The organism is Parabacteroides sp. PF5-6 (assembly GCF_029504695.1).
Lineage (GTDB): Bacteria > Bacteroidota > Bacteroidia > Bacteroidales > Tannerellaceae > QVMG01.
In genome coordinates, this window is record NZ_JAQFIN010000007.1 from 144,611 (window position 1) to 158,690 (window position 14,080).

Annotated in this window: 9 protein-coding genes and 1 pseudogene; all 10 read right to left on the reverse strand. The window is 51.5% G+C overall.

Annotated features, from left to right (window positions below; all coding sequences use genetic code 11):
* Window positions 1-205: 205 nt before the first annotated feature.
* Window positions 206-1,801 carry a DUF3857 domain-containing protein gene (locus M2133_RS10335; protein ID WP_277466045.1) on the reverse strand — a complete coding sequence of 532 codons (1,596 nt, stop codon included), beginning with the start codon at window positions 1,799-1,801 and terminating at the stop codon, window positions 206-208.
* A gap of 18 nt (window positions 1,802-1,819) precedes the next feature.
* Window positions 1,820-3,787, reverse strand: coding sequence for a DUF3857 domain-containing protein (locus tag M2133_RS10340; protein WP_277466046.1), 1,968 nt, complete (start codon window positions 3,785-3,787; stop codon window positions 1,820-1,822).
* Between the two features lie 51 nt (window positions 3,788-3,838).
* A complete protein-coding gene (locus M2133_RS15590) occupies window positions 3,839-4,990 on the reverse strand; it encodes an AMP-binding protein (RefSeq protein WP_346843242.1) in 1,152 nt (383 codons plus the stop codon).
* Window positions 4,967-5,995: pseudogene (locus M2133_RS15595) on the reverse strand (o-succinylbenzoate synthase); the annotation flags it as partial. The pseudogene M2133_RS15595 and the gene M2133_RS15590, both read right to left, overlap by 24 nt.
* Before the next feature lie 120 nt (window positions 5,996-6,115).
* Window positions 6,116-6,931: a 1,4-dihydroxy-2-naphthoyl-CoA synthase gene (gene menB / locus M2133_RS10350; protein WP_277466048.1), complete on the reverse strand. Its 816-nt coding sequence runs from the start codon at window positions 6,929-6,931 to the stop codon at window positions 6,116-6,118.
* Window positions 6,932-6,999: 68 nt separating this feature from the next.
* The gene (menD, locus tag M2133_RS10355; protein ID WP_277466049.1) at window positions 7,000-8,667 is read right to left on the reverse strand and encodes a 2-succinyl-5-enolpyruvyl-6-hydroxy-3-cyclohexene-1-carboxylic-acid synthase; all 1,668 of its coding nucleotides are present in this window, start codon (window positions 8,665-8,667) and stop codon (window positions 7,000-7,002) included.
* A 23-nt stretch (window positions 8,668-8,690) separates the two neighbouring features.
* The gene (locus M2133_RS10360; protein WP_277466050.1) at window positions 8,691-9,752 is read right to left on the reverse strand and encodes an isochorismate synthase; all 1,062 of its coding nucleotides are present in this window, start codon (window positions 9,750-9,752) and stop codon (window positions 8,691-8,693) included.
* Between the two features lie 11 nt (window positions 9,753-9,763).
* The gene (locus M2133_RS10365) at window positions 9,764-10,996 is read right to left on the reverse strand and encodes a Cof-type HAD-IIB family hydrolase (protein ID WP_277466051.1); all 1,233 of its coding nucleotides are present in this window, start codon (window positions 10,994-10,996) and stop codon (window positions 9,764-9,766) included.
* Window positions 10,997-11,048: 52 nt separating this feature from the next.
* Window positions 11,049-12,869: a YgiQ family radical SAM protein gene (locus M2133_RS10370; protein ID WP_277466052.1), complete on the reverse strand. Its 1,821-nt coding sequence runs from the start codon at window positions 12,867-12,869 to the stop codon at window positions 11,049-11,051.
* 290 nt (window positions 12,870-13,159) lie between these two features.
* Window positions 13,160-13,978, reverse strand: coding sequence for a 4-(cytidine 5'-diphospho)-2-C-methyl-D-erythritol kinase (gene ispE, locus M2133_RS10375; RefSeq protein WP_277466053.1), 819 nt, complete (start codon window positions 13,976-13,978; stop codon window positions 13,160-13,162).
* Window positions 13,979-14,080: the final 102 nt, after the last annotated feature.

Consider the following 14,080-nt stretch of genomic DNA (forward strand, 5'->3'; position numbering starts at 1 on the left):
GACAGTTACTTAGAATCCTACATCTGAGTGTTTGTTGGTGAATACTGGGGCAAAGGTAAGGGATTTTCTTTATTGGGCAAGGGGAGGGCTTAAGAACTCATAAGAACTCATAGGAATTCATAGGAACTCATAAGAACTCATAAGAAGCTTGGAAATCCTATGAGTTCTTATGAGTTCCTATGAATTCTTATGAGTTCCTAACCTTCTAATTCTTAAACAACAGCGTCCTCCCCGCCGGGCTCATCCATCCATTCACCAGTTCCCTCAACTCCGAATACTCCTTCGGCGTATACTGGCTCTGGCGCAATTCGATGGTTCGCTTGACTTCGATCTGATCGCCTTGCGGAGTGATCGTTTGCGTGAAGCGGCCGAAAGCGTTCTCGATACTTTGGTTTTGTGCCGGCGTTTGCAGTTGCAGGCCGTCTTCAACCTTGATCGTATAGGTGATCTCCTCCCGGAGCGGTGCCGGGATCTCGAATACACCGTTTCGTTTGCTGTTCAGAGCTTGCATGCCCCAAGTATCTATGCCGGAAGGGATAGTCGGCAAAGTGCAGACGACATAGCCGTTTTGGGCCTGCTTGGCATTGACGGTGAGTTCTTTCTTTTCGCTGATCTCCATCGGGGAAGGTAGGATCGCCCATTCTTCGCCGGAGAGTTTGTAGGCTTTATCCAGATCGCCGCGGTAAGCGGGTGTCGCCGCAGCGAGGCTGAGTGGCGAGAGGTAGATATCTTCCCGATTGATCCGTGTCTTGACAAGCAACTGCTTGATGGCAGCCAAGCCATGCACTTCCTCCTGCAGGTTGCCCGGATAGAGTACAAGGATCTCGGCAGGCAGGCCGGCGGCTTTGAGCATCACCTGTAAGAGGCCGGTCTTCTCGACCACCGTACCGTAAGCGCTGCGCAGCGTCGTCTCCATATCACGCATCCGGTAACCGGTCTGCACCAGGGGGATGGCGGCGGTTGCCATATTCTGTACCAGATGCTTGCGGATCAGGTCGGCTTTCTCCTGGTCGTCTTTCCCCTGTTCGGTGATGTACTCGGCAAAACCGATGGCTTCCAACTGCTGGCCTTTATTTAGCTCTTTGTTCAGTACAGCCAACGCCTGGGCGGGAGAACCGTAAGTCGTTGCCGCCAGGCAGGGGACATTCTCTTTGTTCTGCGGCTGGAAAGGCTCGCGGGAAGAAGCGGGCACGTTCCGCAAGGTATAACTGAAGGTCTTCGTCCCCGGTTGCTTGGTCTCATTCACCTGGGCATTGGAGCCGGTGAGCTGCCATTCGAAGGGAGCGTTCTCCGGAACACTTACCGTTGCCCGGTATTCTTTGACCGGTGAAGTCTCTTGCAGGAACTCATAGATATCCAATGCCGGATAGTATCCTGCTTTGGTCTGCACCGAATAATCCAGATAGATCGTAGCCCCCAGTTCCAATCCGGTATGCACGACGACCAGTTCTTTCAGGTGGTTCCATGCCGGCGCATCGGCGGCGAAGCGAGGCAATACTTCCACAAACGCATTGTCCGGTGTCTGAATGATCGTGCCGTCTACCTGGCGGGTATAGGAGTGATGGATCTTTACTTCCTGGTATTCCGGGTTATAAAGGATAAAGCTTTCCCCGTAGGTGCTGTTCATTGCCGTATGGGTAAAGAGTGTGAGTTCCATGGCGTAGCGGTATTCCTGGCTACCGTCGGTCTGAAGCGTCCAGCTCTTCGAGACCTTGCCGTATTCTGCTTCCGGGGCGGCATACGCTGCGGAAGTCCATGTCAGGAGGGCGATCAGCCCGATAAGTTTATGTAGTGTTGTCATACGATTAATCTTTAGCGGTTATTTCTTTACAATCAGGTAGTCTCCGTACGCCTTATGCGTGTTCACTGCCGAGCGGAAGCCGACCCAGTCATTTGGCTCATAGACTCTTTTCTTCAAGGCCAGGGTGTTCGAGAAGCGGATCTTATCGCCTTCCTGCTGCAGTGCGCCTTTGAAGTCGGCAGCATGGCTTTGGAGTTGATCGGCCTTCGGCGCGTTCACCAACTGATAGCCTTTGGGAAGCTGGATCGTCTCGTTGAGCTCGACCAGGCGGGAGCAGGCATCTTTGAAGCCGTACTTCCGCGTCTCCAGGTTGGTGTCGATACGCAGGTAAGACTTCAAGGCGGCGTAGAGGTTGGTCATCACCAGGGGTTTGAATGCCAATTCATCCTTTCCGGCGACGGCATATCCGGGAATCTCATAGGTGAAACTGATGCGGATCGGACCTGCCTGGTAGTCTTTCGGGTTCTTACCGTAGTCGACCTTTTTCAGTTTCGCCAGAGGAGAGACCACTAAGAGCTCACGTTCGAGCGAGTTCTCCCAATCGGTCTGCCAGCCGGAGGTGAAGATGCGGCGAACACCCCGGTCGGTCTGTCCTTCAGCAGTGATGGTGAACTGTCCGTGAAGCGTACCCTTGGCATCGATCCGGTTCGTTGCGTTGATACGCAGGTAATGATCTTCCGGCGGAGAGATCGGTGTCTCCAGGATATCGGAACCTTCGGGAACGCCCGGCAGGTAGTTCTGTTGTTGCTCGGCGCTGCTCCACAACTCACGGGTAAAAGGAACCCAGGTCGGGTCGAGCGGCATATAGGTACCGTTGGAGAGTTTGACTACTGCTACGCAATGGTTGAAGTGGTCCGCCGGGATCTTCTCCACCCGGCTGCCCGCCATGGTCATGGCCGGATAAGCCTCGAAGCCTGCCATGCGCAGGAAAGAAACCAAGGTGCCGGCGATATCTTTACATACCCCGCAACGGTCGGTGAAGTTCATCAACGTATTGTGCAAGGTGAAGCCTTCGCCTTCGCCCATCGAGATGCCCGAATAGCGGATGTTATCGGCTACCCAATGCGTCAGGGCTGCGATCTTGTCCATCTCCGTGTGTTTGCCTTTGATGATCTCATTCACTTTCTTCTGTGCTTCGGGCAGGGGAGCAAAGCTATCGTAATCTTCATTCACCTTATGGAACCAAAGGGATTTGTCGACCCAGCTCGGGGTGGAAGACATGAATAGTTTCGGTGCTGCGTCGAACAGATCGACCATATTTGGCTCCCGAGGTGTCGGCAATGCGTTCTCCAAGGCAAAAGTATAGGCTTTCTTCCCGTCTTCGAAGAACATCGAGGAGGCACATTCACCTTGGTAGAATTTGAATTGCAGTTCTTTCTCGACCGGTAGGCTGACCTTATAGACCTTGCGCAGGGTCGGATCATTAACCCAGAAAGGAACGATATCGTAGAAATGTCCCCGCATGGGTGGAATGAAACGGCTGTCTTCGTCGGCACTGCCCGTCAATAAAGCGTAGGTAAAGCCTTTCTTGGCAATCTGATATTCGATGATATCGCCCGGTTCGAGGCGTCCCACTTCAATCATGATCTGACGGGCGCCCCAATAGATGGCTCGTGCGGGAGCGGCGTAGTCGCACGCCTGGGTGACATCCAGGTTGATGATATCCCCATTCGCCCGGTAGATCGTCACTTGCCGGAACTCGGCAAAGGCGGTCAGTGGATCGTAATCATACTTGATCACGCGATTGGCCAGTGCCCCTTTGGGCGTCAGCACTTTGATGCTTTGATAAATCGCGAATGAACCTGAACCGGTCGGCTCGACCGATACGGAGATACTGTCCAAAAGGACCAGGCTGTCGAACCCTTTGTAGCGTTCGAGCACCTCTAACGTCGGATCCTGCGGGAACTGGCAGCTCTCTCCACTTTGTGCCAAAAGGAAAGAAGAGAACAACAGACCACAGCATAGGGATAATAAGATTTTCTTCATAATGATTATATTTATGTATTGTTTAGTCTTCGTTTGCAAAGAGTCATTCTTTTATCGGTTTATCAACTGCATTGCCAACCGCTTACAACCCCTCCGGTCTATCTTCCCGTTTCCCGTCAGGGGGATCGCTTCGGTTCGCAGGACGAACTTCGGACGCTGGTAAGCCGGCAGATTATCCAGCGGCAACGATTTGCCGTCCGGTTCTTCTTCCATAAGCAGTACGACTGCCTCGCCAAACTGCGGATCAGATACCGACGTAATCGCAAAATTAGTAGAAATAACGGAACGAAGCGTATCTTCCAGCTCTTCGATCTGTATTTTTATACCGCCGCTATTGATCACATTATCTATTCGTCCCAGGATACGGAAACTACCGTCCGGACGAATCTCCGCCCGATCGTTTGTCGTCAGGATCTCTTCGCAGATCAAAAGGGCATCGATCACCAGGGTACCTTCGTCCGACAGGGAGAGCTTGACCGTAGGGAAAGGCGTGTAATACTCCGAGGCTTCCGGTCCGTTGATCCGACGCAGGGCGATATGCGAGAGGGTCTCCGTCATACCGTAACCCATATAGATCTCCCGGGGGAACTTACGCAGCTCCTTTTCGAGCGCGGGATCTAACGGTCCGCCGCCGATCAGTAACTTCTTGATTTTCCTTAATCGTTTCCGCTCTTCGGATACTTGAAGGCTGTTGTACACCTGCATGGGCGTCATCGCGGCAAAGGTGATTGTCGGTTTGATCTCGGCAGCCAACGGGTGGGCAGAAGGTTTTACAGGGTATATACGTAAACCGGCAATAGCTGATCTGACGACCATCATCTTGCCGGCGATATATTGCAGAGGCAGGCATAGGAGGATGAGATCCCCGTGTTTGAGGTGGAAGAAGTCGCAGGTCATACGTGCACTTTGCCTCATAAACTCCTTGCGGGCTTGAAACTGTTTGGGTGTTCCGGTCGAACCGGAGGTCTGCACGGGAACATAAGGACTGTCTTTATGCCATTCAGCGGTAAAAGCGGATAGTTCATCGGGGACCTCCTCTGTAATGACCGACAAGCTTTGTTCGGCAAACGAATAGTAGTTGCCATACGGGTTCTTCCGGTCTCTTTGCGCCGGAAAATAAAGCTGATGATAGGAAGGCAGGGCAGTGTTTTTCTTTGGATCAAATCGCAGTTGGTCGTTACGGACATCGATAGGCACTTGCATATTGTCGGTAAACAATTGTCCGGTACCCAATCCCTGCGGTAACGGATTGTCCCATGTGGCGGTCCATTGGGCAATGGCGTTCAAGCCGATATTCGTTTCCAATGCCGAGGTAGCCCACCAGCCGATCTTTCTTTGTTCCGCTTCTTCGATCCATTGCTGGCAGCCGGTCAGTCCGCCGTGAAGCGTTGGTTTGAGGATAATGTATTGAGGTTGGATCGTATCGAGTAGTTTTTGTTTTTCTTCTAAAGTGTAATTGCCGATTAATTCCTCGTCGAGCGCGATAGGGATCGGGCTGATCCCGGTCAGGCGCGCCATCTCTTCCCACTGCCCGGCGCGGATCGGCTGTTCGATGGAATGGATATCGTAATCCGCCAGACGGAAGAGTTTATTTAATGCTTCTTCGGGCGTGAAGGCGCCGTTGGCATCTACCCGCAGTTGGATGTCTTGCGCGCTGAATTCCTGCCGGACTTGTTTGAGTAAACGTAATTCTTCTTCAAAGTCTATCGCGCCGATCTTTAGTTTGATGCATTCGAAGCCGGCGTCGATCTTTGCTTTGATCTGCTCTTGCATGGTCGGGAAATCACCCATCCAGATCAAGCCGTTGATCGGAATACTTGTTTCTCCTCTGGCAAAAGGTGTATCCCATAAGGCATAACTCCCCCGGTGGTAATGCAATAAAGCCGTCTCCAACCCAAACAGGATCGAAGGGTAGGGACCGAAACATTCCGGATCGAGTACACCTTCTTTCTCCAACGCCCGGCACATCTTCCCCAGGACATATTCGTAGTCCGCCATCGCATCGATACTCAGATCGGGCAATGGCGCGCATTCCCCGATACCCCAACGCGCCGGATCATCCAATGAATGGATAATCACATAATAACCCTTCCTGACGGTATAGACACCACGCGAAGTCCCTGCCGGCTGCCGGAAAGGCAGGGTGTAAGGGATAATTGACAATTGACAATTGCTTTGCGCTTCGCTAAGCGAACGTTGTTTGACAATTGACAATTCTTTGAGGAGAAGAGGGAATGCTTTCATAAAAGTAGTGCCGCCTTAGCCTTAAACCCCTTAAACCCCTTATTCCCCTTAAGCCCCTAAAGGGGAATAAGGGGCTTAAGGGCTTTAAGGGAGCTTAGGATATTGTTTGAAGTTGGGCTTTCTCTTTTCCAGAAAGGCCTGTTTGCCTTCCTGGGCTTCCTCGGTCATATAATAGAGCATGGTGGCATCGCCGGCCAACTCCTGAATACCGGCCTGCCCATCGAGTTCGGCGTTTAATCCGGCTTTGATCATGCGCAGGGCCAGCGGACTTAAGAGCATCATCTCTTCCGCCCATTGCACATATTCGTCTTCGAGCTGTTCCAAGGGAACGACTTTATTGACTAAGCCCATATCCAAGGCTTCCTGCGCGTTGTACTGGCGGCAGAGGAACCAGATCTCGCGGGCTTTCTTCTGTCCGACGACCCGCGCCAGATAAGAAGAACCGAAGCCGGCATCGAAGCTACCCACCCGTGGGCCTGTCTGTCCGAAGATCGCATTGTCGGAAGCGATAGACAGGTCGCAGACCACATGCAGTACATGTCCGCCCCCGATAGCATAGCCGTTCACCGCGGCAATCACCGGCTTGGGAATCGAACGGATCTGCTTTTGCACATCCAATACACTCAAACGGGGAATACCGTCTTTATCGATATACCCCCCATGTCCTTTCACGTTCTGATCACCCCCGGAGCTAAAGGCTTTATCACCGGCGCCTGTTAATACCACCACGCAGATATCCGCTTCTTCCCGGCAGATACGCAAGGCATCGCTCATCTCAGCGGTCGTAGTCGGCGTGAACGCGTTCCGGTAGCGCGGACGGTTGATGGTGATACGGCCAATGCCGTTATAATAGTCGAAGAGAATCTCTTCGTATATTTTGATTGTAGTCCAGTCTCTCATATATTAATTACGAATTAAAAATTACGAATTACGAATTGAAAATCGCTTAGCGAAGCGTAAAGCAATTGTCAATTTTCAACTTTCAACTGATGATAGTATGCTTTCAATAGGCGTATGTCTTCGGCTTTATCGGTAAAGACCTCCAGTAATTGAGGGGCTTCACTCTCTGTTTGCACAAATGCGGGCAGGGCTGCCGTCAGCTCTTCCTCGTTCCGTATGGCGGTGTAAAGGAAGCCACGTTCTTCAGCCCAGCCTTTGGCGGTGGCCGAATGGGTGGCAGTCACAAAACGCTGGGTCTCTTCCGGCATATCGAAGCCGGGGATCGCCTGGAAGATCTCACCGCCGCCGTTGTTGATCAACAGGATCCGTACATTCGGGCGGATATGGGCGTGCCACAGGGCGTTCATATCATAGAAGAAACTCAGGTCGCCCAACACGATAAAGTTAAGCTTGTCCGAGCCATAGGCATAACCCAATGCCGTCGATAAGGAACCGTCGATACCGGCCGTGCCCCGGTTGCCCAATACTTCCACCTCTTCGGGCACGGTATAGAGTTGCGCGTAACGGATAGGGGAGCTATTGCCCAGATGCAGGGCGCAAGGCACGGGTAAGGAATGGATCAATGCGCCGATGGCAGCCATCTCGGAATAGGCAAACTCCGGCGCGGAGATATTGCGCGAGAGCGTTTCCCAGAGTTGGGGATACGGACAAGGCCGGTTCTCCATCAGGGGAGCCACCTTCTCGATAAACTCGAAAGGATCGATCTCGATCACTGTTGTCAGGCAACCGAACTGATCGATCACTTCTCCGTCGAGGGAGATATGCCAATGCTCTTGGGGCGGGTGGTTGCGCAGAAATTTCTTTAATCGCTTGGAAACGGTATGCCCACCGTAGGTGATGACCAGTTCCGGCTTCAGTTTCTCCTTTTCCTCTTCCGAGAGGGTATAGAGGAGGGTGTCGAAGTTGCGGATCGCCATGCCGGGAATGGTCCGGTTGCCCAGATGTTCCGTCAGCCAGGCGAAATGTTTGTATATCAATTTGCTGATCTTCTTCTCGAAGAGGTAGATCATCGTCATCTGCCCGACCACCATCAGGCGGCGGTTGTATTTATTCAATCGGGCGATCAGTTCGTTGTAGTCCCTGTCGTACACATTCAGTCCCTGGTAACGGGTGATTGTCCGTACTTCCGGTAACGCCGGGGTAGTGAAACTGAACAGCGGTTCGTTCAATGGAACGTTGATATGTACCGGTCCTTTGCCGTGGTGACTGAGTGCCAATAAGGCTTCGTTGATCAAGCGGTTGCCATACAATCTGTCCTCTTCGGTATTGCCTTCGGGCAGGTTGACGGATTTCTTGACCAGTGAACCGAATACCTGGGGTTGGGGAATGGTTTGCCCGTCCATCTGTCCGATCCTTCCTTGTGGCCGGTCGGCAGAGATGACAATCAGAGGGATCTGTTGGTAAAAGGCTTCCGCTACGGCCGGATGCATATTCAGTAAGGCCGTGCCAGAGGTGCAGACCACCGCTGCCGGTTTGCCGCCGTGCAACGCCAGCCCCATAGCAAAGAAGCCGGCGCTCCGTTCATCCGTCACCGAATGGCAATTGAAATACGTATGCGAAACAAACGTATGTACGATCGGGGAGTTTCGACTCCCCGGACACAATACAATGTTTTTTACTTCATGTTCTTTCAGCAAAGCTACAAGCTGAAGGATGGAATTCTTGTCTGTAAACACGAATCTTAATTCTGAATTATGAATTATGAGATGATGGATTTCATCGTCCACATCTTTTCTTCCGTTTCCTGCCATTCCTCGTTGACGATGGAATTGTTCAACAATCCGCTGCCGGCAAACAAGGTAAGGATCTTTTCTCCGATTTCTACGCAACGCAGGTTGACATAGAGATCGGTCTTACCTTCCGGCCGCAGCCAGCCCAGGAATCCGGAGTAATACTGCCGGTTGTATCCTTCGTTATCAATGATAAACCAGAAGGCATCTTGCTTGGGCAGTCCGCAGACCGCCGGTGTCGGATGCAGTAACTTCAACAGGTCGCCAATATAATCGGCATCCGATAAGGTAAAGTCGAAGTCCGTACGCAGATGGGACAGTTCTCCGGCTTTGATGGCATAAGGACCTTTTTGTTGAGATTCGATACCTACCGCTTCGAGCTGTTGGCGGATATAATTGGCCACCAACTCCTGTTCGTAGTAGTTCTTTTCACTCCAGACCATGGGTAAAGCTCCTTTGATCAAGGGTTGTGTACCAGCCAGGGCTACCGTATGCCAGTTGCCGCCTTCACCGGAGAGTAAGACTTCCGGTGTGCTGCCGACCCAGGTGCCTGTGACCGGGGTATGGAACAGGTAGACATACGAACGGGTATAGCGTTCGCAAGCTTTCCGGAGGGTCGCTGCCGGTGAGAAGTCCTCCGGCCGTTGCAGCTTCAGTTCCCGCGAGAGAACGATTTTGTCTAAGTCGTTGTACAGTAACGGTTCCATAAACTTATGAAAACGTTTCTTGTACCGGGGAGAGATCGTTGGTATCTCCGGGCAACCGCTACTCTCATTGGTGAAAAAGTCTTCCGGCAGTTCCCAGGTTGTTTCTTCCCCATGAAGACAAAGGATAGGACATTTGCGGGATACACCAAATGGCGCGATGACATACCCATCCATCCCATTGAGCGCTTCCACTTCATAAAAAATCTCTACCGCATCGTCTTCGGCCCCCACAAAATGGAGTGTATTCTCGCCCGGGTTGCGATAAACCACGATGTTGCGGTTTTCCAAAATAGCCGTATCAATGGCTGAATAAACACTTTCCATAACTAATCATTTTATCTTTTCTTTATTACACTATTTACTACGCGAACAGAGGATACCAGTTTGTCGGTCGATGTATAGATGTTCACATCCCATACATGCGAAGAGCGTCCCTTGTGGATGATGGTGGCCACGGCTCTGACCGTATCTCCTTCGTGTGCCGAAGAGAGATGGTTGCCGCTGACCTGCATACCGACGACAATCTCATCGGGCTTGGCGATCACCATCGAACCCAGTCCGGCAACGGTCTCCGCCAATGCCAGGGTCGCTCCTCCGTGCAGGATGCCAAACGGCTGACGCGTACGCACATCCACCGGCATGGTGGCTTCCACCCGGTCTTGTGAGGCATACGTATATTGAATCCCCAGGTTGCCCATCAAGGCATGGCGGGCGCGGGCGTTCAATTCGTCGATCGGGATAAATGTCTCCCGGATCTCTGCCAATACCCATTTCTCCAGGGCGGCGGCGACACCGTCTTCTTCGTTCGACAGGGTGATATAGTCGGCACAACTCTTCACCGAGTCCTGCGCATTGCCCATGGCGATACCCATACCGGCCAACTGTAACATCGGTATATCACAGATGCCTTCGCCGATGGCGATCACTTCCTCTTTGTCTACCTTCAATTTGTCCATCAGGAAGGCAAGCGTATTGCCTTTGTTGATGCCCGGAGGAACGACCTCCAGGAAATAACTCTCGGAAGGGAAGACATCCAATACCCCGTTTAGTCTTCTTTTCCAGTGATTTTCCAGATCGGTCAACGCTGCCTGATCGTCACTGACCAGGATACATTCATGCGGATCGAAGTCGATGGCCTGCGGGAAATCATTCACCCCGACTATCTCCAGGTGATTGATCCGCGCTTCTTCCTGGATATGGATATTATCCGGAGAATCGGTTATGATCTTATCTTGCTTATAGGTGAATAGGGGAAATTGATTCTTTTTTGCTTTTTTGTTCAGGTACGGAATAAGCTCCTGATTGATCTTTTTCTCATAAAAAACTTCCCCGGATTGCATATTCAGGATCTCCCCTCCGTTGTACGACATGATATATCCGCTATAGGTATCCAGTTCCAACGCTTTGGCTATTGGGAGTAAACCATGCGTGGGACGACCTGAAGCCAATACGAGATGCATACCCATTTGCTGCACTTTCATCAGGGCCGCAGTAGTCCCGGGTGTTAATTCTTTATTCTCATTCAGTAGGGTTCCGTCGACGTCTAATACTAATAGTTTATACTTCATAATATTGTTTTCTGGTTTCGATTACAAAGTAAATAAAAATGAGAGAGAGTGCCTACTGTTTTGCCCCGAAAAGTTTATTTATCAAGTCTTTTCTGCCGATTTTCTGAAGCGAATTGATGATTTGCCGACGAAATTCAGGTTTGTACCAGAAGAAGAACTGGCGTTGGTCGAGTTTCTGCTCTTTGGTACGGGGTGTATAGACCTTTTCGAGCGTATAGGGATGGTAGCCGGTATAATAGATCTCGGTGGCTAGGGTCATAGGCGTAGGTGTGAAGTCCTGCACCTGCTCGAGTTGAAAATGCAAGCCTTTGGTGATCACGGCCAATTCAGCCATGTCCGCTTCGGTACAGCCCGGGTGGCTCGAGATGAAGTAGGGGATAAGTTGCTGTTTCAATCCCGCCTGCTGGTTGATGCGGTCGAAGATCTTTTTGAACTGATAGAACTGTTCGAAAGGTGGTTTGCGCATGACCTTCAAGACGTTGTCCTGCGTATGCTCGGGTGCGACTTTCAACCGGCCGGAGACGTGACGACTGATCAGTTCCTCCGTATAGGTACGTGTCGATTGATTGACTTTTTCGTCGGCGTAGCGATGCAATAAGAGATCGTAACGTACGCCACTGCCGATAAAGGATTTTTTTATTTGCGGCAACTGATCGACTGCTTTATACACTTCAAGCAAAGGGTTGTGGTCGGCATTCAGGTTCTTGCAGATCACGGGAGAGATGCACGACGGCTTTTTGCAGTTACGGCAGATCTTTTCGTCTTTCCCTTTCATCCGGTACATATTCGCCGAAGGACCACCCAGATCACTCAGATGACCTTTGAAATCGGGCATCTCTGTGATGGCTTTGACCTCTTTGAGGATAGAGTTGAGGCTACGCGAAGCGATAAACTTCCCCTGGTGCGCGGAGATGGTGCAGAACGCGCAACCGCCGAAACAGCCCCGGTGGATATTCACCGAGAAACGGATCATCTCGAAGGCGGGGATCATTTTCCCTTTGTACTTCGGATGTGGCAGGCGGGTGTAGGGCAGGTCGAACGAAGCGTCGATCTCCTGTTCCGACATGGGCGGGTAGGGAGGATTGACCACCGTGGTCTGCCGGTCGGTCCGTTGCAGGATCCGTTGCGCCTGGTAGCGATTTGATTGTTCTTCGATATGGCGGAAGTTCTTTGCCTGTTTCAGTTTGTCTTTCAGGCATTCCTCGTGTGAGAAAAGCTCGATATCCTCGGGCTGCGGAGTGATGTTGTCTGTCAGGTAAGCCGTTTGCGGAATATCTTTGATCGTATGGAACGACTCGCCCTTTTTCAGGCGGCGTACCAGCTCTTTGATGGGCAATTCGCCCATGCCGTAGATCAAGAGGTCGGCGCCACTTTCCGTCAGGATACCCGGCCGGAGCTTATCCTGCCAGTAGTCGTAATGCGTCAACCGGCGCAGAGACGCTTCGATACCACCCAATACAACCGGCGTATCGGGATAAAGCTCTTTCAGTATGCGGGTGTAGACGATCGACGGATAGTCGGGCCGCATCCCTGCCCGTCGGTCGGGGGTATAGGCATCGTCACTGCGCAACCGTTTATTGGCCGTATAATGATTGATCATCGAATCCATCGCCCCGGGTGAGACCCCAAAGAAGAGCCGGGGAACGCCCAGTTTCTTGAAGTCGCGGTAATCGCCCCGCCAGTCGGGTTGCGGCACAATGGCTACGCGAAGCCCTTCCGCCTCCAATGTCCGTCCGATCACCGCCGCGCCAAACGACGGATGATCCACATAGGCATCCCCCGAGAACAGGATCACATCCAGGTAATCCCATCCCCGCATTTCCATCTCTTTCTTTGTTGTGGGTAGCCAGTCTGTCGGACGATACGTTTTCATAGGGGCAAAGGTAACTTCATTATTTCAAACCCGAAAATGCCGTCTATAAATAATATATATGCCGAGAATTTAAAGTGCTGATAATTGTCGGCACAAGTGCCGATATATATCAGCACAAGTGCCGATAATTATCAGCACAAGTGCCGACAGTTATCGGCACAAGTGTCGACAGTTATCGGCACAAGTGTCGACAATTATCAGCACTTTTAAAATCAGGCAAAAAAGTGCTGATTCTACCAAGTCTTTCAACTCGATCGATATGGGGTATTTCCGGTTGGACGTTCCTTTTTTTAAGGTAAGTTTCCTTGCCAGACGAAACAATCGGGGAATTGTTCTTGCAGGCAGAGGCCGGGATCTTCGGTGAAAAGGGCAAAAACGGAAGAACCGGAGCCCGACATGGAGGCGTAGAGGGCGCCGCACTGGTAGAAATAATCTTTGATTTCGCCGATCAGCGGATAACGACTGAAGACGCTCGCTTCGAAATCGTTTACCATCCATTCGCGCCATTGGCTGACGGGCATCCGGATGATCTCTTTCAAGCTGATTGATGGGGCTTGGGGGGTGACCTGGGCATAGGCTTCGGGGGTGGAGACCATAATATTGGGTTTGACCAGGCAGAGGTGATAACCTTTTAAGGAAAGGCTTACCGGACTGAATATATTGCCGATTCCACCGGCAAATACGGGGGTATTACGGATAAAGAAAGGGCAATCGGCACCGATCGATGCCGCCAATTCTTCCAGGCGTTCGTCCGGGATATGCAAAGCGCAAAGTGTATTGACCAATTTGAGCATAAACGCGGCATCGGAAGAGCCACCGCCCAGTCCCGCGCCAAAAGGGATGCCTTTCATCAGGTAGATCTCCAATGGCGGGATCTCGTATTGCTCGCGCAACAGGCGCAGGGCGCGCATGACCAGGTTATCCGCTGGAGCGGCTTCCACGGGGATGCCTTCCGAGTGGAAAACGTCCTTTTCACCGCAAAAAACAATCTCGAGCGCATCTTTTACCGGTATAGGATAAAAGATTGTTTCTATATCGTGATAACCGTCTGGACGTTTACTGACAACGTTTAGTCCGAGGTTTATTTTTGCGTTGGGGAAAGAGAGCATGGAGTTGTTTGTTATGATTGTATGTGAATAGTGTGAAATTGGAAGATTTGCGACTCATAGGTCTTTGACGTCTTTTAGGTCATTAAGGTCTTTTAGGTCAGT